Below are 18,508 nucleotides of genomic sequence, written 5' to 3' on the forward strand. Positions count from 1 at the left end.
ATTCGATCGGTGCGTGCGCTCAGGCCGCGAATTCGTCCAACCCCAGTTGCCTGATTTCGACCAGCCCGCCCCAGACCCGAACCCGGTAGACCGGCAGTCGAACCTCCGGATCGTCCAAACAGCTGCCATCGTCAAAAGCGAAGGCCTGCTTTTTGATCGGACTCTGCACGCACGGCCGTCCGGCGCGGTCACCGACGATGCCACGCGACATCACGGCCGCACCGGAGAACGGGTCGATGTTGCCCACCGCGTGGATGGACCCGTCGTGCAGGCGGAACAACGCCACCTGACTGCCGTCGGGCATCAACACCCCGACACCGCGGCCAGGTACCAGGCCGTGGTAAGCGCAGGCTGCGGTCCACGGCGAATCATTGTGGGATTTAACGGTTTCGGCGAGGTCAAGCGTCATCACGGTCTCCTAATCTGCTTCTGCGGTGCGGATGGTCGGCATTCCGATCGGTACCTTGCGACCGTTGCGCTGCGTGAACTCGATGGTCGGATCAGCCACGCCGGGAGCATTGACGAAGGACACGAAGCGGGTCAGCTTCTCCTTGTCATCGAGCACGCCTTTCCACTCACATGAGTAGCCGTCCACGTGCCGCTCCATGGCAACTTCGAATTCACTTGCCAGGCCCAGGGAGTCGTTGCACACGACGTCGCGGACATGGTCCAGGCCCATCGAATCGACCCACGGCGCGGTGCGCTGCAACCGATCGGCGGTGCGGATATAGAACATCAGGAACCGGTCGATGTACCGGATCAATGTTTCGTCGTCCAGATCTCCGGCGAGCAACTGCGCGTGCGCCGGCGTCATACCGCCGTTACCGCCGACGTAGAGGTTCCAACCGTTCTCGGTGGCGATGACGCCGACGTCCTTGCCACGGGCTTCGGCGCACTCCCGGGCACAGCCCGAGACACCCATCTTGATCTTGTGTGGGGATCGCAGCCCGCGGTACCGCAATTCGAGATCGATGGCCATCTGCACCGAATCCTGTTGCCCATAGCGGCACCAGTCGCTGCCCACGCAACTCTTGACGGTGCGCAGCGATTTGCCGTAGGCCTGCCCGGACTCCATGCCGCCGTCCACCAGGCGACGCCAGATCTCGGGCAGCTGATCAACCCGCGCACCGAACATGTCGATCCGCTGGCCTCCGGTGATCTTGGTGTAAAGCCCGAAATCCCTGGCGATCTCACCGATCAGGATCAACTGCTCCGGGGTGATGTCACCGCCCGGGACCCTCGGCACCACCGAGTAGCTGCCGTTCTTCTGGATGTTGGCCAGGAAGTGGTCGTTGGAGTCCTGCAGGCCGGCCTGCTCGCCGTCCAGGATGTGCCCGCTGCTGGTCGACGCCAGGATCGACGCGATCGCGGGTTTGCAGATATCGCAACCCTTTCCGGACCCGAACTTGGCGATCAGACCGGAGAAGGTGCGGATCTCGGTGGCCGAGATGATCTCGAAGAGCTCGGCGCGCGACTGGCCGAAGTGCTCACACAGCGCGGTGGACTGCTCCACGCCCTGGGCTTCGAGCAGCTGCTTGAGCAGCGGCACGCACGAACCGCAGGACGTTCCGGCCTTGGTGCAGCTCTTGAGGGCCGCCACATCGGAGCAGCCGCCGGCGATCGCGCCGCACAGGTCACCTTTGGTGACGTTGTTGCAGGAGCAGATCTGCGCCGCGTCCGGGAGTGCACCGACACCGAGTTGCGTTGCACCGTCCGAAGATCCAGCCGGCGCGATCAGCATCAGCGGGTCCCCTGGCAACGGTTCACCAACCATCGGGCGCAGCACGCCATACGCAGAGGCGTCACCGACCAGGATGCCACCCAACAGCGTCTGGGCATCGTCGGAAAGCACCAGCTTGGCGTAGGTTTGGTTCACCGGGTCGTTCACCACGACCTGGAGGCAGTCGGGCGTAACACCTTGGGCATCACCGAAGCTCGCGACATCGACGCCGAGCAGCTTGAGCTTGGTGGACAGGTCTGCCTCGGGGAACTCGGCTTCGCCCCCGAGCAGCCGGTCGGCAACCACCTCGGCCGTGGTGTATCCAGGCCCGACCAAGCCATAGCAGCGACCCTCGACGGCAGCGACCTCGCCGATCGCGTAGACGCTGGGATCGCTTGTCACACAGGATAGATCGGTGAGCACACCACCCCGGTCGGCCATCTCCAGGCCCGCGGCCCTGGCCAGTTCGTCGCGGGGACGGACGCCCGCGGCGAAAACCACCAGACCCGCGTCGATCAAGGTGCCGTCGCTCAGCAGTACCCGGATCCCGTTCGACAGGGGTTCGATCGCGTCGGTGCCGACATCAGTGTGTACTGCGATCCCCAGTTTGGAAACCATCCGCACCAGCAAGGCGCCACCCGCGGCGTCGAGCTGCTGGTTCATCAGATGCGGGGCGCGCTCCACGATGTGCGCCTCCATACCGAACTGGCGCAAGGCGTTTGCCGCTTCCAGCCCCAACAGGCCACCGCCGATGACGACGCCGGGCGCACCGGCGGCATCCAACATGCCGGCCCGGATCTCGTCGAGGTCATCAAGAGTGCGGTAGACGTGGCAGCCGGGCAGGTCATGTCCGGGGACCGGCGGCACGAAGGCATACGAACCAGTCGACAACACCAGGGCGTCATAGCTGATCTGTTGGCCCGCTTGGGTAGTCACCGTCTTCGCGGACCGGTCGATCGTCGCTGCCGCGTCGCCCAAAATCAGCTCGACCAGCTCGTCGCCGTCGTAGCCGTTGCCGGGCAAGGCCATTCGGGCGCGGTCCCAATGTTCGGTGTATCCGGTCAGGCCGACCCGGTCGTAGGCGGCGTCGGCCTCCTCGGACAGCACGGTGATGCGCCACTGCCCGGCGGTATCGCGCGAGCGCAACGCCTCTACGAATCGGTGTCCCACCATGCCGTGGCCCACGACCACCAGGTTCTTCGCCTCCATGTCCGCAAAGGTAGGAAGTCGATATTGCGGTTTATGGCGCCGCGTGTGAACCGGCCGTCACGCTGTTCTCACATGCGGGGGAAGGCTTTCGTGAACTGGGTGGCCCTGCTCACGTCAGTGCGCACGGGTCGACATTCGCCGAATCTTCTCGCGTTTTGCCGCCCGCCTATCTGTTTCAGCGGGCAAAACTCAGCCGATGCCGGCCGGCGGGGCCGCGGGCACCGGCGCGTACGGGTTGTAGATCGTTGTTGAGGTCGCCGGCGTCGTCCCGTAGCCGGCCGTGGACGACGGGATGTACGTATCGGACGAAGGAGGAGTATCCGAGGTGGTCGTCGGCGTTTCGGTGTCCGACGTATCCGTGGTCGTCGTGGTGGTGGTCGTCGTGGTCGTGGTGATCGTCGGGTAGGTCGTCGAAGGCTGGGTGGTGGTCGTGGAGGAATGCGACACGACCGGCGGCAAGTCCACCGGCCCCGAGGGCTGATCGGCATCGCCAGAGGTTTGGATCACCTGATAGATCAGGATGATCAAGAGAATTCCCGCGGCAATGCCGCCGGCCCACCACAACGTGTAGTTCTCCTGGCCGTCGTCATTGCTCACCGTCTGGATGGTACCGAGCGTTGTCGCCTCAACCAGCCACCAGCCTGAATTACCGCCAGCGCGCCAGAATCTGCTCGGTGCGGGCCGACAGCGCGCGCTGCAGGAATGGCCCGAAGCTGATCCGTCCAATGCCCAGCGGACCGAATGAGGCCGGATCGTCCTGCTCGGGGATGGCGATTGCGTTGATCGGCAGCGGCAGCTCCGCGGCCAACCGGCGCAACGTGTCGCCATCGTGGCGACCCACCGGGTACAGGCAATCCGCACCCGCCTGTGCACTCAGCTTGAGCCGCTGCACGGCACGCTCGAAGCGGTCGCCCTCGTCACCGACCTGACGCAGGAACAGATCGGTGCGGGCGTTGATCACCACGTGGACTCCAGACTCGTCTGCAGCCCTTCGCAATTCACCCACCAGGTCGGCGTGTTCCTGGGGGTCGCGCAGCCGCCCACCATCCTTGTGCACGGTGTCCTCGATGTTCAGACCCACGGCGCCGGCCGCCAGCAGCCCGTCGATGATGCGGGACGGGGCTTCGCCGTAACCGGATTCGACGTCCACCGATATCGGCACCGACACCGCCGAGGTGATCTGGCCGACTCGCGTCGTCAGATCCTCGAACGACATGCCTTCGCCGTCCGGCTTGCCCACCGAGTCGGCCACCGGATGACTGCCGACAGTCAACGCCGAGAACCCGGCCGACACCGCCACCGTCGCCGACCAGGCATCCCAGACAGTCGGCAGGACCACCGGATTTCCAGGCCGATGCAGTGCCAACAGTGCCGCGGCGCGCTGCGCCAATACCTCATCGGACATGCCCATACGGTAGCGGCGAACGTGACCTGTCTCACTTTTAACTCCGGATATGACTACCATCCGGTGTCGTAATGTGATCCATGACACCCTTCAGCCCAAGGAGGTCGCCCGATGTCCACCACAACTGAGCTTTCCGAACTGCACGACCTGATCGGTAGTTTGCGTCGCTGCGTCGGCGCGCTGGCCGCGAAGTACGGGGACTCCCCTGCCACGCGGCGCATCGCGAACGACGCTGAACGCCTGCTCAACGACATCGACCGGCTCGATATCGACACCGAAGAACTGGAATTCAGCCGCGGGATCAAACAGCAGGTTCCCGCCAAGGAGAAGATCGTGATCCCCGAGAACGACTACTCCAGCGAGTTCTGGCACGACCACGACGGCGGTGTCGGAGGCTGAAAGTTTCAGGTGGGCGCAGCCGGTCCGTTGCGCCCACCGATCCACCACCCAAGAGCTCGGACTGCTAACTGCACAGGTCAGCCCGACCGCAACCGGAATCGAGGCCATTTTCGTGAGCGCACCCGCCGCCAACCGTCCTGGTACCGGCGTCTTCTCCCCGACGCGTGCGCAGATTCCACAGCGCACCCTGCGTACCGACAATTGGCTGAAGTCCCCGATCCTGATCGATCTGGGATTCGCCGCGTTCATCATCTACGCGACGTTCCGGGCGTTCCAGCGAAACTATTTCTACGTCGCCGACTACCACTACCTGACGCCGTTCTATTCACCGTGTCTGAGCGTCAAATGTGGTGAGGCCAGCGACTTCTGGCCCCAGATCCTGCCCGCAACGGGACCGCTGTCGTTGATCCCGTATGCCGCGCTGACCCTGCCGTTCCTGCTCGCCTTCCGGCTGACCTGCTATTACTACCGCGGTGCTTACTACCGCACGGTGTGGCAGTCCCCCACCGCCTGCGCCGTCGCCGAACCGCACGCCAAATACACCGGCGAGACCCGGCTTCCGCTGATCATTCAGAACAGCCACCGTTACTTCTTCTATGCCGCGGCGATCATCTCGCTGATCAACACCTACGACGCAATCGTGGCCTTCCAGTCCCCCACCGGTTTTGGGTTCGGCCTCGGCAACATCGTCCTGGTCGGCAACGTCGTGATGCTGTGGGTCTACACCGTGTCCTGCCACTCCTGCCGGCACGTCACCGGCGGCCGGCTGAAGCACTTCTCCAAACACCCTGTGCGGTACTGGATCTGGACCCAGGTCAGCAAGCTCAACACCCGGCACAAGCTGTACGCCTGGATCACCCTGGGCACCCTGATGTTCACCGACGCATACATCGCACTGGTCTCCAGCGGCACCATCAGCGACCTGCGATTCATCGGCTGACCCCCAAACATCTTGATTTCCAACGTTATTCACAACTATCTGGAGTTATTTCATGGCTGAACTCGAACGGCACGAGTACGACGTTGTCGTGATCGGAGCCGGCGGGGCGGGACTGCGCGCCGTCATCGAGGCCCGGGAACAGGGTCTGCGCGTTGCGGTGGTGTGTAAGTCGCTGTTCGGTAAGGCCCACACAGTGATGGCCGAGGGCGGCTGCGCCGCTTCGATGCGCAATGCCAACGAGAAGGACAACTGGAAGGTGCACTTCGGTGACACCATGCGCGGCGGCAAGTTCCTGAACAACTGGCGGATGGCCGAGCTGCACGCCAAGGAGGCCCCGGACCGGGTGTGGGAGCTGGAAACCTATGGCGCACTGTTCGACCGGACCAAGGACGGTCGGATCAGTCAGCGCAACTTCGGTGGTCACACCTACCCGCGGCTGGCACACGTCGGTGACCGCACCGGCCTGGAGATCATCCGGACCATGCAGCAGAAGATCGTCTCGCTGCAGCAGGAGGACTTCGCGCAGACCGGCGACTACGAGGCCCGGATCAAGGTGTTCCACGAGTGCACCATCACCGAGCTGGTCAAAGATGGCGACCGGATCGCCGGGGCGTTCGGCTACTGGCGCGAGTCGGGCCGATTCGTGCTGTTCGAAGCGCCCGCGGTGGTGCTGGCCACCGGCGGTATCGGCAAGTCGTTCAAGGTGTCGTCGAACTCCTGGGAGTACACCGGCGACGGCCACGCGCTGGCGCTGCGCGCCGGCGCGACCCTGATCAACATGGAGTTCATCCAGTTCCACCCGACCGGCATGGTCTGGCCGCCCTCCGTGAAGGGCATCCTGGTCACCGAGGGTGTGCGCGGTGACGGCGGTGTTCTGAAGAACTCCGAGGGCAAGCGGTTCATGTTCGACTACATCCCCGCGGTGTTCAAGGGGCAGTACGCCGAAACCGAGGAAGAAGCCGACCAGTGGCTCAAGGACAACGACTCGGCCCGGCGCACTCCTGACCTGCTGCCCCGCGATGAGGTGGCCCGAGCCATCAACTCCGAGGTGAAGGCGGGCCGCGGTACCCCGCACGGCGGTGTGTATCTGGACATCGCTTCGCGCATCCCCACCGAGGAGATCAAGAGGCGGCTGCCGTCGATGTACCACCAGTTCATGGAGCTGGCCGAGGTCGACATCACCAAGGACGATATGGAGGTCGGCCCGACCTGCCACTACGTGATGGGCGGCATCGAGGTCGACCCGGACACCGGTGCGGCGACCACGCTGGGCCTGTTCGCCGCAGGCGAATGTTCCGGCGGCATGCACGGCTCGAACCGCCTCGGCGGCAACTCGCTGAGCGACCTGCTGGTGTTCGGCCGGCGGGCCGGTCTGGGCGCGGCCCAGTACGTCAAAGCACTACCGGAGCGTCCGGCGGTATCTGACGACGCGTTGTCCACTGCGGCCCGAGAAGCGCTGGCGCCCTTCGACGAACACCCCGGTGCAGAGAACCCGTACACGCTGCACACCGAACTGCAACAGGCGATGAACGATCTGGTCGGCATCATCCGCACCAAGGACGAAATCGAGCAGGCGCTGCTGAAGCTCGATCAGCTCAAGCACCGGATGCACAACATCACCGTCGAGGGGCACCGGCAGTTCAATCCCGGTTGGCACCTGGCCGTCGACATGCGCAACATGCTGCTGGTCAGCGAGTGCGTCGCGCAGGCGGCGCTGGCCCGCACCGAAAGCCGTGGCGGCCACACCCGCGACGACTATCCGGACATGAACGCCGACTGGCGCAACACCCTGCTGGTGTGCCGAGCGAGTGGGGGCGACCCGGTCGTCCCCAACGTGACCGTCACTCCGGAGCAGCAGCTGCCGATGCCGGCCGAGCTGCAGGCGTGCTTCGAGTTGTCCGAGCTGGAGAAGTACTACACCGACGCCGAACTGGCCACCCACCCGGAACGGAGCTAGCCGATGAGCACGAGCTACCAAGCCCACATGCGGGTGTGGCGCGGCGACGATACCGGCGGCGGTCTGGACGACTTCACCGTCGAGGTCAACGAAGGCGAGGTGGTGCTCGACATCATCCACCGCATCCAGGCCACCCAGGCCGGCGACCTGGCGGTGCGGTGGAACTGCAAGGCCGGCAAGTGTGGCTCGTGTTCAGCGGAGATCAACGGTCGGCCACGGCTGCTGTGCATGACCCGGATGTCGACGTTCGACCCGGCCGAGACCATCACCGTCACCCCGCTACGGGCCTTCCCGGTGATGCGGGACCTGGTGACCGACGTGTCGTTCAACTACGAAAAGGCGCGCCAGATCCCGTCTTTCGCACCGCCGAAGGACCTCAAGCCCGGCGAGTACCGGATGCAGCAGGAAGATGTCGAGCGGTCGCAGGAGTTCCGCAAGTGCATCGAGTGCTTCCTGTGCCAGAACACCTGCCACGTGGTGCGTGACCACGAGGAGAACAAGCAGGCGTTCGCCGGTCCGCGTTTCCTGATGAGGGTGGCCGAGTTGGACATGCATCCGCTGGACACCTTGGACCGAAAGGACATGGCGCAGGACGAGTTCGGCCTGGGCTACTGCAACATCACCAAATGCTGCACCGAGGTGTGCCCGGAGCACATCAAGATCACCGACAACGCGCTGATCCCGATGAAGGAACGGGTGGTCGACCGCAAGTACGACCCGCTGGTCTGGCTGGGCAACAAGCTCTTCAAGCGATGAGCCCCGGAAGCATCAGGCTTAGTCGACGGTAGTTCTCGGAGGATTGCCGTCGTGCCCGAAACGGCTGTGAGAGTCATTGACTCTCACAGCCGTTTCACATTGCCGGGGTCGGTCTGCAGATGATCGGCGTACGCTCGGGAGTGCTTCAAGTGCAGCCAATCTAGTTTGCGAAAGGCAGCCGCATGAGCCAAGAAACCAAGAGCGTCAACGAAATCCGGACCGCGATCCGTGAGCTTTCGGCACGGGCGGAACTCGCTCGTAAAGAGGGCCGGCCCCACGACGCCGTCGAGCTCGAACAGCGGGTCGACGGGTATCGGCAGGAGCTGGCCGCCAAACCTTGAGCTGGGCTGCTGGTCACATTCGCCGTACCGCTCCATCGGTGTCGCGAAGCAATCCGATGCTGATCGCTCCACCTCCCAGCGCGACAATTCCACAGGCGATGAGGGCGGCCGTGAGTGCACCCGTTGAGATACCGGCCGCCGGGTCGCTCGTCTGAGCCAAGGCGCCGCAGAGTGCGACGCCTATGGTCAGACCGAGCTGGCGGGCCGCGTTGGCAGCGGCAGCCGCGGTCCCCGACCGCGCGGGCGGCACTGACGTCGTCGCCACGGCCGGCAACACAGGCGAGACGATCCCCGCACCGATACCGGTGCCCACCAACGCGACGATCAGCGTCGTCCAGTCCGGTCGAGCGATCAGCGCAACGGCCGACAAGCACGCCAGACCCGTCAGGACGGTACCGCCGCCGAGCACCCAGCTTCGCGGTGCATCGTGCAGTCGAGCACTACACGTCAGCGATATCGCGATGAACGCAATGAGCTGGATGGTGAGGATCAACGCAGCCTGCAGCGGCTTCATGCCGGCAGTTCCCTGCAGCCACCGCGACAGCACGGGCAACGCGGCGAATGCGCCGAAGTAGTAGGTGAAAGCCACGACGAGCGCGCCGGCGAAGCCCCGGGTGGCGAACAGTCCGGCAGGCAATACCGGATGCGCAGCGTGACCCTGGACCAGGGCGAACGCACCCGCCGCCCCCAGGCCCGCCACTGCACTTGCGACGGTGCCAAGCGACGTCCACCCGTTTTCTCCGGCGTTGATCATCGCGAAGGTGACCCCGGTCATCGCGCCGGTGATCAGTGCGGTTCCCGCGAGGTCGACACGGCCACCGCGGTGGGATTCACGTGGCAGCGCGATACCGCCGAGGACCATGGCCACGGCACATACCGGCGTCGCCGCGATGAACAACCAGCGCCAGCTGACGAACTCGGTGACCGCCCCGCCTGCGAGGGTCCCTACGGTGCTGCCCGCTCCGGCGACCGCACCCCACACAGCGAATGCGATCCCGCGGGTCCGTCCCACGTAGCACTGCGTCAGCAGCGGCACCGCGGTCGCGAAGATTGCCGCGCCGCCGATTCCTTGAGCAGCGCGGGCCCCGACCAGTAGGCCGCCGGAGGCTGATACGGCACACGCCGCTGAGGCTGCGCCGAACGCAGCCAGGGCGATCAGGAAAAGTCGCCGGTGCCCGAGACGATCTCCCAGGGTTCCCATCGCCAAAACGAGGGCAGCCAAGACCAGGGTGTAGACGTCGACAATCCACTGCGAGACGGTGAAACCTGCCCCGAGCTCGGCGGCGATGGTGGAGACGCTGACCGTCACCACGGTCGTGTAGACCAGCAGGAGGAAGGTCGCGGTGCAACACACGAGCAGCGGACGCCAGTCGGTGCTCTGATTCGTCGCCGCGGCGGGTTGAGTAGGTTTCGATACGCAAGATCTTGAAGGCACGATGCAACGTTGATGTAATGCTCTTGTGCGTGTAAACCCTTACGTCGAGCCGCTGCTGCGGAACGCGACCGACTTACTCAACCGGCCTGCAACCGCTGCCGCAGAGCTCGAAGATCGTTGGACCACACGGGGAATGCCCACTCAACACCACGCAACCGCCGAGGATCTACGTCGCGTAGCGGGATTTCTGCGCGAATGGAAGGCGGTGGTTGATGCGCCGACCGACCATGACCGAGTCCGTGTTCTCAACCTGTTGCTGGCGCGCCATACGACGCATCCCTCGATCACCGATCACGACGGCAGCGGGTGGCATCTGCACTATCGCGACCCGGACGCCGAATTCGCCGCCACGTTGTCCGGCGCCACCAGTGCCGCCGCCGCTCAATATCTCACCGAACGGGGCATGGATCGCATTCGCCGATGCGCGCTCACCGATTGCACCAATGCCTTCGTCGACTTCAGCCGACCAGGGACCCAGAAGTACTGCACTCATGGCTGCGCCAACCGCGATGCCGTCCGTCGACACCGTGCGACGTCAGGACCCACCACTCAACGACGCGCCTGAGCACCACCGCAAGTGCGGCAGACGCGCTCGGCGACTAATACTCAGGCTTCCAGACGACGGAATGCGCTGCGGTGGAACACGATCGGCTCGACGTCGTGGTTCACCACCAGGTCGCTGATCTGCAACACCACGATGGTGTGATCGCCGGCCGGCACCAGTTGTGCGATCGAAGTCTCCAGCCAGACGCTGGTGCCGTGGATGAACAGCGCGCCGTTGTCGCGGGACTCTGTCTCCATGCCGGCGAAGCGATCGCCGGTCTTGGCGGCCAGCGTGCGCGCGGCCTGGTCGTGCTCTTTGCCCAGCACGCTGATTCCCAGCGCCGGCAGATCCTTGAGCTTGGGCCAGGTGGTCGAGGTGTTCTGCACGCAGAACGACACCAGCGGCGGATCGAGGGAGACCGGCACAAAGGTGCTGGCGGCCAGGCCGACCTTGACGCCCTCGACTTCTGCGGCGATGGCGATGACGCCGATCGGGAAACAACCGAATGCCTCACGCAACGAGGCCGGGCTCAGATCTGCATCGCTCATAGTCCGTCCATATTCACACGCGCCGCCGGTGCGAGGCGAGGCCGGTCCCACTGTGCGGATGCCGCCTCAGGCTGTCTGCGCTATGCGGCCGGCCAGGATCGCGACGCCATCGCCTTCAAGCTCATTCAGGACGATCCCGCGCCCGGCGACCGCCAACGCAAGCGCCTCGCCCGTGCCCTTCACCTCGGCTCCCGCGCCGTGTGTCCAGTCAACATCGGAGGCGACGAGACGCAGCCCTTTCATGACGCGCCGCGGATACACCCAACGGTTCGGATGGTTCAGGGTGTGTAGCAGCCGAGCCTGCTCTATGACGCGGGGACGACGCAGAGGCCGGCGGATGTCTTGCTGGTGCACAACAAGATCGGCCAACATGCCGCCGGTCATGATGCTGCTGAGCCAACCGCCGTCGAGAATCGATTCGAAGCGCGACAGGAGATCGTCGGTGTCCGAGTCGCGCGCTTCATCGACGTAGTGCTGATTGATCCGGTCAGGCGAGCGGTACTTCGCCGCGACTGCGACGTATTGGCGGACCGTGACGGTGTCCCACAGCAGATGGGCCACGACGTCACGGACAGTCCACCCGGCGCACAACGATGGCGTCGTCCATTCGTCGGCAGACAGGTCGTGCAACAGCTCGAGGAGTTCACGCCGTTCGGCGGCCAACATGTCATTGAGAGTCATAGCGCGAACCGGATGCAGCTCATCCCTGCGAGTTCAACTGAGAAGACTCGGGTTCATCGGGCAGATCATTGATCATCGCGTACGAGATGTAGTCGCACTTGGCGAATTCGAGCTGAGCATCACGACCAACGGTGTTGTCGATGACATACGCCAACCGCACCGGAAAACCGCGCATGCCGGCGTGTATTTGAGCCCCCGCCATGAGACTGGCGATGATCACGGCGTAGATCGACACAAAGCGTCCGCCCTCGTCAGTGCCGATGAACTCCGGTTGGCACCTCCCCCAGTCGAATCCGTCGACCGGGTGATATTTGATTGGCCGTTGCAAGCCCGCAAGCGCGTAATCAGGCCGATCAGGTCCGGCTATCTGCCGCCATAGAGTGCCCGCAACTGGCAGCTGTTGCCGCAGCTCTTCGACGGCCGGGAACACGCCGCCGCCGAACTGGTCGTAGTCGACGTCCGCGATGACAAAACCTGCCATTTCAAACCGCCTCAGGGACCAGTTGATTCTCGATGCCGCGCAGGTTGACCAACCGACGCGCATCCACAATCAGTTCGTAAATTCCAGCCTCGACGGGGCCAGCTCCTACTCGTTCCGCACCAGCCGGGTCATCGGATAGCAGAAGCAGCTCGACTGTTCCTGCTTCAGTCATTAGCGAAACCCAGTCTGATATGACCATCATTTCATTTCCCTATACGGGCGTACCTCGGTCAGTACCCGGCTTGAGAATTAACAGGTCGTCATGCTCACGGCGGCGGCACGCCTCGATGAACACCAAAGCCGCCGATTGATCATTGAGAAATTCCCGATACTGTACGTCCGTTATCCAATAGCTCTCAATATAGTCAATCATGCCATTTGCGACGGGTATTGCCGCATACGGCCTTCCGGTATCTTGCTCAATCCCCAACCAATAGCGATGTTCTCTGGACATATAAGTATTTTCAAATTTCATTTCATCCCTTACCCGCTGGCCATTCCATATCGCTCACCGTCATACCTCCACCAGGTACGCCCCGCCCGTCAATTACAGCCTCAGATACGCCCCTGGGCAGGAACCCTCCCGGTATCCACTGATCATTTGCGCCCGCTTCATTGCCGGACGGCACGCGCAAATCGTAATCTCGCGCCTCAGGAACGTCGACGCGAACCACGTGATAGTCGCTGAAGTATCCATCAGGTAGCCCCAATTCCTTCTCCAATGCGCGCGGATTCCCTCCGGTCGTCTCCATCAATCCGTCAACTTCGCTAGTCGGCATAACGAAAGTTGTACCGTCCCGTTGGCCGATACCATACATATCTAAGTTGTCGTTGATCATGAATCGAGTCGCACCCTCGTCGAATTTCGATAGATGATGATCAATAAATTCTTGCGGCAGGTAGTCTGAGGGATCGGGTCGACTACCTTTTTCCATCTCCATAATCTCATGCTGCTGTTGTTCACTGAGAATATTGTGATCCCATTGCGATGCATCATTTCCGTGGTCACCACCTCCACCGTGGTCCCCGCCGCCTTGGTCATCACCGTGCGAGTCGCCACCGCCGTGGTCACCGCCACCGCCGTGCGAGCCACCGCCCGAATCCCCATGGCCAGCCTCGTGCCCTCCGCTGTGGACTTCGGCCATCTCGCGCGGCGCCGGTGCCTCGTGCGGCGCGGGAACCTCGTGTGGAGAGCCGCCACCCGGGGCAGTCGCTTCTGCGGCATGCGTCGGCGCTGACTCGTGCGCTGGCGCTGATCCGTGCGGACCGTCGCCCGCACCATGCGGCGCACCATTAGTCGCCGGGGCCGGTTCGCCGGCCCCATGACCACCCGCGGGCGGTTCGGTACCGTGCGGCGCTGCCGGCGCCGACTCACCCGCAGGCCGAGCCCCAGCATCAACCGGAGCCTTTCCTGCCCCGGTGTTGCCCGCGGCCGCGCCGTCCGCTGGCTTCGTCGGTGCACCGGGCCCCGGTTCTGCAGGTCGCGGCGCCGCAGCATCAGGAGCCTTCGGTACCTCTGTCGGTTTGACGGACAGGCCATCAAGATCCTTGGTTACCTTGCCGGCCTGCTCGGCGATCTCCTTACCGCCGCCCTCGCCGAGAGCACGCAGTCCACCGCGCGCCACGGCGCCCTCGGCGCGGGCGATCTGGGCCGCCTCCTCACCCGCCCTGCCGGCAGTCAGACCGGCCTTCGCCTCGCCTGCGCCGGGAATCAGCACCTGCGCGATGTTGCCGATGTTGTCGCCCAACCCGACCAACGGACGGTCGCTGGACCAATCCTTGTAGTCGATCAGGCCTTTACCTACATCAAGGAGATGTTCTCTGGACTCCTTGGCCCCCTGCGGATCAACCAAACCCAGCGGCGTAGCGACCTCCAACAGGTCCTTGTCCAGCTGCCCTATGCCTTTCAGGGTGTCGACCGGATGCGCCAGCATCGTGGGCACCGACTCGACGACTTCCCCCAGCGACTTGGCGACGCCCTCTTCGATGTCCGCATAACCGTTGACGACATTGGCCAGAACATTGCCGACCTCATTGCCGAAGAAGTGGACGAACTCCTTGCGGTCCCACGCCTCGAATTCGCGGACCAAGCCGTCCATGTCATCGATCGCCGACTGGATCATCGACGCTGCGGCATCCAATTCACGGCTGAGCGTATGCAGAATCTCCGAGATGTCGTGACCGATCTTCTTCAGATCGTCGATTGGGTTGTGCCCGCTGAAGATCTTCCCCAATTCGCCGAGAATCCCCGACACGCTGAGCCGGTGTAGCAGGTCACGGATCGAGTCTTGCGAACTCTGCACTTCTCCGGCGAACGAATCGAGCGACGATGCAAGCGAACTGCATTGTCCAGCAAGGTCATGCGTCCCATTGGTCAACGTGGTCAGAGCCGTGGTGATGTTGTCCAGCTCCGGTATGTCGTGGCCCGACACACCGCCGGCCACATCGGACGCAGCGGAAATCGATGCCCCGAACGCGCGCCACCCAGCGGCTACCGCACGAATGGTTGACGGGTTGCCATTGGGCCACGGGCTGTCAACGAATGCCGCGACCACCGCCCACAAACCCGGTTCCGGAATTTCAGGTCCAGACTGGCCCGGCACAGCCGATGCCGAATACTTGTCCGGCTTGGTCGGGATCGGAACAGAGGGAGCCGCGCCGCCAACCGTCGATCTCGCCTCGACACTTGCGTAGTTGAATGCCGAAACCTCAACGCCGTAGCCCACATTCCGGAAGGCGTTCACCGCGGACTCCGCCGCCGAGATCGCCGCCTGGCCGCCCTTGCGGTAATCCTGGAAAAATTGCAGCCCGGCTTTGTCCGTGCCACACATCAACCCGGACCCGGTCAACACCGATTCCAGCGCACCCAGCGCCGTGATCAAAGAATCACCCTGTGCTACAACAGATTTCCCCGACGCAGCCAGCTGCACCGGATCAACCTCGTATCCACCCACGAGCTAGCTCCAGTTGCGCATGTTCACTTGCGCTGCGCCGTGGTAGTTCTCGTGCGCACCCTCGGCAGCCTTGCGCAGATCTGCCAACGCCTGGCGCATCTCGACGGCACCGTCACGCCACTGCTGTTGGGCGGCCGCTTGAGCCTGTCCCCCTGCACCGTCCCACGCGGTACCGAGTTGATGCTCAACGGCTTCCAATTGCGCCAGCACCTGTTCCACGTGTTGTTCGAACCCGGACATCCGCTCGGAGACCGCCAAGAGCACCGCCGGATCAACCTTGAACGCCGGCATATCTAGACCCCCGACCCGTCAATCATCGCGCCACCCGAATGGTCGGTGCCCGAATACCGCGATGCCGCCGCGTTCAACAGGTCCGACATGGTGGACAGCCCCTGCAGCACCTTCGCGCTTCCTTCATGCCATTCACGCCAGACCCCGTCGTACGCCGACGACGCTCCTCCGGTCCAGCTCGACCCCAACGCACGCGAAACCTCGTCATCGAGTGCGCTCAGGCCGGAACGCAATTGCCGCTCCGCCGCGCTGAATTCGAACGACACATGAGCCAGCACCTCGGGCGTCACACGCAACTCAGCCATCGAGCCTCCCTCCCCGAACCAGAATAGAGCGCCAGGCGGGTCAGTCCGGACAACAATTCGGTCGGGTGATGCGGAGACAAACACCGGCAAACCGGCGTCGCTCCGCCCCACCACCGCGGACTCGCACCAATAGTTGTTGAGTAGCCTGGCGCCATGCCGAACGCTTCCGTCCTGTCCGTGCTGCGCGAACGCGCCGGGCTGACGCCAGACGAGGTCGCCTTCACGTTCACCGACTATGACCGGGACTGGGACGGCAACGCCGAAAGCCTGACCTGGTCACAGCTGTACCGTCGCACCCTCAACGTAGCCAGCGAGGTCAGCAAGCACGGAGTGCCCGGAGACCGGGCGTTGATCATCGCTCCGCAGGGGCTGGCCTACATCGTCGCGTTCCTCGGCGCCATGCAGGCCGGCTTCATCGCTGTCCCACTGTCGGTTCCGGTCCCTGGCTCACACGACGAGCGCGTCAGTGCGGTCGTCACCGACACCTCGCCGGCGGTGGTGCTGACCACCGCAGCGGTCTTCGAAGTCGCCGCGCAGAACGTGGACGACGGCGCCTCCATGACCGCCGTGATCACCGTGGACACCCTGGACCTCGACGCGCAGACATCCGTCAGCACCGAAATGCCCGCCGGCCCGGATATCGCCTATCTGCAATACACCTCGGGGTCGACCCGGCTGCCGGCCGGCGTGATGATCTCGCACCGCAATCTGCAGGCGAACTACGAACAGTTGATCGCTGATTACATGTCACACCACGGCGGCGCGCTTCCGCCCGAGTCCAGCCTGGTTTCGTGGCTGCCGTTCTACCACGACATGGGTCTGATGCTCGGGATCGCGGCACCGATATTCGCCGGGAATCACGCCGATCTGATGAGTCCACTCGCGTTCCTGACCCGCCCGGCGCGATGGGTGCAGGCCCTGTCCCGGCATCCGAAAGCATTCTCGGCCGCCCCCAACTTCGCGTTCGACCTCACCGCGCGGCGCACCACCGACGCCGAAATGGAAAGCCTCGATCTCAGCGGTGTCCTCGGCATCATCAACGGAGCCGAACGCATTCACCCCGTCACGCTGGTCCAGTTCAACGAACGCTTCCGGCCCGTCGGTTTCCGGCCCGAAATGGTGTTGCCCTCCTACGGTCTGGCCGAGGCAACCGTCTACGTGGCCAGCGGCAGCAACGACCAGGTGCCCGAAGTCGTCGAGTTCGATGCCAAACAACTGACCGAGGGCACCGCCGTCCGCAGTCCGGGCGGATCACCGCTGCTGCGGTACGGGCTGCCGACCTCGCCGCTGGTGCGGATCGTCGACGCCGACACCTGCCGGTCGTGCCCCGATGGCACCGTCGGCGAGATCTGGACCCATGGCGAGAACGTCTCCGCCGGGTACTGGCGCAAACCCGAGCAGACCGGGTCCGCATTCGACGCAACGCTGGCGGACCCACCAGCTGACAGCCCCGAGACGGGCTGGCTGCGCACCGGGGACCAAGGCTTCATCTCCGACGGCGAGCTGTTCATCGTGGGGCGCATCAAGGACATGCTGATCGTGCGGGGTCGCAACCACTACTCCGATGACATCGAAGCGACGGTGCAGCGGATCACGCGCGGCCGCGTCGCGGCCATTGCGGTGTCCGATGGTCAGTCCGAAAAGCTCGTCACCGTCATCGAGCTCAAGACAAGTGGCACCTCTGATGAACTGATGACGTTGAAAAACGATGTGATCGCAGCGATTTCGCGTGCGCACGGTCTGCAGGTCTCCGACATCGTGTTAGTGGAGCCAGGGGCGATCCCGACCACTACCAGTGGCAAGATCCGCCGGGCGGCATGCGTCGAGCAACACCGGCAAGGGCAGTTTGTACGGCTGGATGCGTAGCTAGCGCTCCCATGTGGATCACCCTGCTGGTGATGGCTGTCGCGGTCAGTCTGGAGCCGTTTCGCATCGGAATGACGGTGCTCATGCTCAACCGGCCACGCCCGCACCTGCAGCTCGCCGTCTTCCTGTGCTGCGGCTTCGTGATGGGATTGTCCGTCGGCGCCGTGGTGCTGTACGCGATCCCACCGCGCCTACTGCAATCGGCACACTTCACCCTGCCGAGGGTGCAGATCGCCATCGGCCTGCTGGCGCTATTGGCCGCGGCGATCGTGGCAGCCACCAAGGGTAGTGATCGAACCCTGCCGAGCTGGCTCAGCCGCATGCTGTTGGGCGAATCGCTGTGGATCGCCGGCGTGGCAGGGCTGGGTATCGCCCTGCCCTCGGTCGACTATCTGGCGGTGTTGGCCGTCATCGCAGCGGCCGGCCTCGACCCCACTGAACGGCTCGGCGCACTGCTCACATTCAATGTGGTGGCCTTCGCGCTCGTCGAAATCCCGCTGCTGGCTTACCTATTCGCTCCTGCGCCCACGCGTGCGGCGATGCTCTCGCTGAACGACTGGATCCGCGCACGGCGCCGGCATGAGGTCGCCGCACTCCTGGCTGTCGTGGGCGTGGTGCTCTTGGCGGCGGGGCTTATCGGGGTGTGAGCGCACCACGCTGATGACGCGGTTTCCGC

21 protein-coding genes are annotated in these 18,508 nt (G+C 64.0%); 8 read left to right on the plus strand and 13 right to left on the minus strand.

The features are described from left to right. Positions 1-19 precede the first annotated feature (19 nt). The 4 genes from nirD to ABIA30_RS21470 all read right to left on the minus strand — a co-directional run bounded on the left by nirD (position 20) and on the right by ABIA30_RS21470 (position 4,334). A complete protein-coding gene (nirD, locus tag ABIA30_RS21455) occupies positions 20-409 on the minus strand; it encodes a nitrite reductase small subunit NirD (RefSeq protein WP_370069114.1) in 390 nt (129 codons plus the stop codon). A gap of 9 nt (positions 410-418) precedes the next feature. Continuing rightward, complete coding sequence (gene nirB, locus ABIA30_RS21460) at positions 419-2,929, minus strand: nitrite reductase large subunit NirB (protein WP_370069116.1); 2,511 nt, start codon at positions 2,927-2,929, stop codon at positions 419-421. A 189-nt stretch (positions 2,930-3,118) separates the two neighbouring features. Beyond that, the gene (locus ABIA30_RS21465; protein WP_370069117.1) at positions 3,119-3,526 is read right to left on the minus strand and encodes a hypothetical protein; all 408 of its coding nucleotides are present in this window, start codon (positions 3,524-3,526) and stop codon (positions 3,119-3,121) included. A 49-nt stretch (positions 3,527-3,575) separates the two neighbouring features. Next, positions 3,576-4,334 (minus strand): isocitrate lyase/phosphoenolpyruvate mutase family protein, encoded by a 759-nt coding sequence (locus ABIA30_RS21470; protein WP_370069119.1) that lies wholly within the window; start codon positions 4,332-4,334, stop codon positions 3,576-3,578. A 111-nt stretch (positions 4,335-4,445) separates the two neighbouring features. Between ABIA30_RS21470 and ABIA30_RS21475 the strand changes: the two genes are divergently transcribed. From ABIA30_RS21475 to ABIA30_RS21495, 5 genes are all read left to right on the plus strand, one after another. Next, positions 4,446-4,733 carry a hypothetical protein gene (locus ABIA30_RS21475; RefSeq protein ID WP_370069121.1) on the plus strand — a complete coding sequence of 96 codons (288 nt, stop codon included), beginning with the start codon at positions 4,446-4,448 and terminating at the stop codon, positions 4,731-4,733. 112 nt (positions 4,734-4,845) lie between these two features. Next, the gene (locus tag ABIA30_RS21480; RefSeq protein WP_370069123.1) at positions 4,846-5,673 is read left to right on the plus strand and encodes a hypothetical protein; all 828 of its coding nucleotides are present in this window, start codon (positions 4,846-4,848) and stop codon (positions 5,671-5,673) included. A 52-nt stretch (positions 5,674-5,725) separates the two neighbouring features. Then, on the plus strand, positions 5,726-7,630 hold the full coding sequence (locus tag ABIA30_RS21485) for a fumarate reductase/succinate dehydrogenase flavoprotein subunit (protein WP_370069125.1): 1,905 nt from the start codon (positions 5,726-5,728) through the stop codon (positions 7,628-7,630). A gap of 3 nt (positions 7,631-7,633) precedes the next feature. Beyond that, a complete protein-coding gene (locus ABIA30_RS21490; RefSeq protein WP_370069127.1) occupies positions 7,634-8,386 on the plus strand; it encodes a succinate dehydrogenase/fumarate reductase iron-sulfur subunit in 753 nt (250 codons plus the stop codon). A 182-nt stretch (positions 8,387-8,568) separates the two neighbouring features. After that, positions 8,569-8,727 carry a hypothetical protein gene (locus ABIA30_RS21495; protein WP_370069129.1) on the plus strand — a complete coding sequence of 53 codons (159 nt, stop codon included), beginning with the start codon at positions 8,569-8,571 and terminating at the stop codon, positions 8,725-8,727. A gap of 13 nt (positions 8,728-8,740) precedes the next feature. Here ABIA30_RS21495 and ABIA30_RS21500 read toward each other — a convergent pair whose 3' ends face one another. Beyond that, positions 8,741-10,162 carry an MFS transporter gene (locus tag ABIA30_RS21500; RefSeq protein WP_370069131.1) on the minus strand — a complete coding sequence of 474 codons (1,422 nt, stop codon included), beginning with the start codon at positions 10,160-10,162 and terminating at the stop codon, positions 8,741-8,743. 133 nt (positions 10,163-10,295) lie between these two features. On the opposite strand from ABIA30_RS21500, the gene ABIA30_RS21505 reads away from it, so the two are divergent. After that, a complete protein-coding gene (locus tag ABIA30_RS21505; RefSeq protein ID WP_370069133.1) occupies positions 10,296-10,727 on the plus strand; it encodes a CGNR zinc finger domain-containing protein in 432 nt (143 codons plus the stop codon). A 41-nt stretch (positions 10,728-10,768) separates the two neighbouring features. Here the strand turns inward: ABIA30_RS21505 and ABIA30_RS21510 are convergent, their stop codons facing one another. The 8 genes from ABIA30_RS21510 to ABIA30_RS21545 form a co-directional block, all read right to left on the minus strand. Beyond that, positions 10,769-11,254 carry a flavin reductase family protein gene (locus tag ABIA30_RS21510; protein ID WP_370069135.1) on the minus strand — a complete coding sequence of 162 codons (486 nt, stop codon included), beginning with the start codon at positions 11,252-11,254 and terminating at the stop codon, positions 10,769-10,771. 66 nt (positions 11,255-11,320) lie between these two features. Continuing rightward, complete coding sequence (locus ABIA30_RS21515; RefSeq protein WP_370069411.1) at positions 11,321-11,920, minus strand: maleylpyruvate isomerase family mycothiol-dependent enzyme; 600 nt, start codon at positions 11,918-11,920, stop codon at positions 11,321-11,323. A 34-nt stretch (positions 11,921-11,954) separates the two neighbouring features. Further along, positions 11,955-12,416 carry a hypothetical protein gene (locus ABIA30_RS21520; protein ID WP_370069137.1) on the minus strand — a complete coding sequence of 154 codons (462 nt, stop codon included), beginning with the start codon at positions 12,414-12,416 and terminating at the stop codon, positions 11,955-11,957. Between the two features lies 1 nt (position 12,417). Next, a complete protein-coding gene (locus ABIA30_RS21525) occupies positions 12,418-12,588 on the minus strand; it encodes a hypothetical protein (RefSeq protein WP_370069139.1) in 171 nt (56 codons plus the stop codon). Between the two features lie 39 nt (positions 12,589-12,627). Beyond that, positions 12,628-12,891 carry a hypothetical protein gene (locus ABIA30_RS21530; RefSeq protein ID WP_370069141.1) on the minus strand — a complete coding sequence of 88 codons (264 nt, stop codon included), beginning with the start codon at positions 12,889-12,891 and terminating at the stop codon, positions 12,628-12,630. Between the two features lies 1 nt (position 12,892). Continuing rightward, positions 12,893-15,265 (minus strand): hypothetical protein, encoded by a 2,373-nt coding sequence (locus tag ABIA30_RS21535; RefSeq protein ID WP_370069143.1) that lies wholly within the window; start codon positions 15,263-15,265, stop codon positions 12,893-12,895. A 108-nt stretch (positions 15,266-15,373) separates the two neighbouring features. Further along, positions 15,374-15,661 carry a WXG100 family type VII secretion target gene (locus ABIA30_RS21540; protein ID WP_370069145.1) on the minus strand — a complete coding sequence of 96 codons (288 nt, stop codon included), beginning with the start codon at positions 15,659-15,661 and terminating at the stop codon, positions 15,374-15,376. A gap of 2 nt (positions 15,662-15,663) precedes the next feature. After that, positions 15,664-15,966 carry a WXG100 family type VII secretion target gene (locus ABIA30_RS21545; RefSeq protein ID WP_370069147.1) on the minus strand — a complete coding sequence of 101 codons (303 nt, stop codon included), beginning with the start codon at positions 15,964-15,966 and terminating at the stop codon, positions 15,664-15,666. A 153-nt stretch (positions 15,967-16,119) separates the two neighbouring features. Here ABIA30_RS21545 and ABIA30_RS21550 point away from each other — a divergent pair, with 153 nt between their 5' ends. Together ABIA30_RS21550 and ABIA30_RS21555 are read left to right on the plus strand one after the other, a co-directional pair. Next, complete coding sequence (locus ABIA30_RS21550; RefSeq protein WP_370069149.1) at positions 16,120-17,832, plus strand: AMP-binding protein; 1,713 nt, start codon at positions 16,120-16,122, stop codon at positions 17,830-17,832. 11 nt (positions 17,833-17,843) lie between these two features. Then, the gene (locus ABIA30_RS21555) at positions 17,844-18,479 is read left to right on the plus strand and encodes a GAP family protein (protein WP_370069151.1); all 636 of its coding nucleotides are present in this window, start codon (positions 17,844-17,846) and stop codon (positions 18,477-18,479) included. Positions 18,480-18,508: the final 29 nt, after the last annotated feature.

Source organism: Mycobacterium sp. MAA66, from assembly GCF_041261665.1.
Classification (GTDB): domain Bacteria; phylum Actinomycetota; class Actinomycetes; order Mycobacteriales; family Mycobacteriaceae; genus Mycobacterium.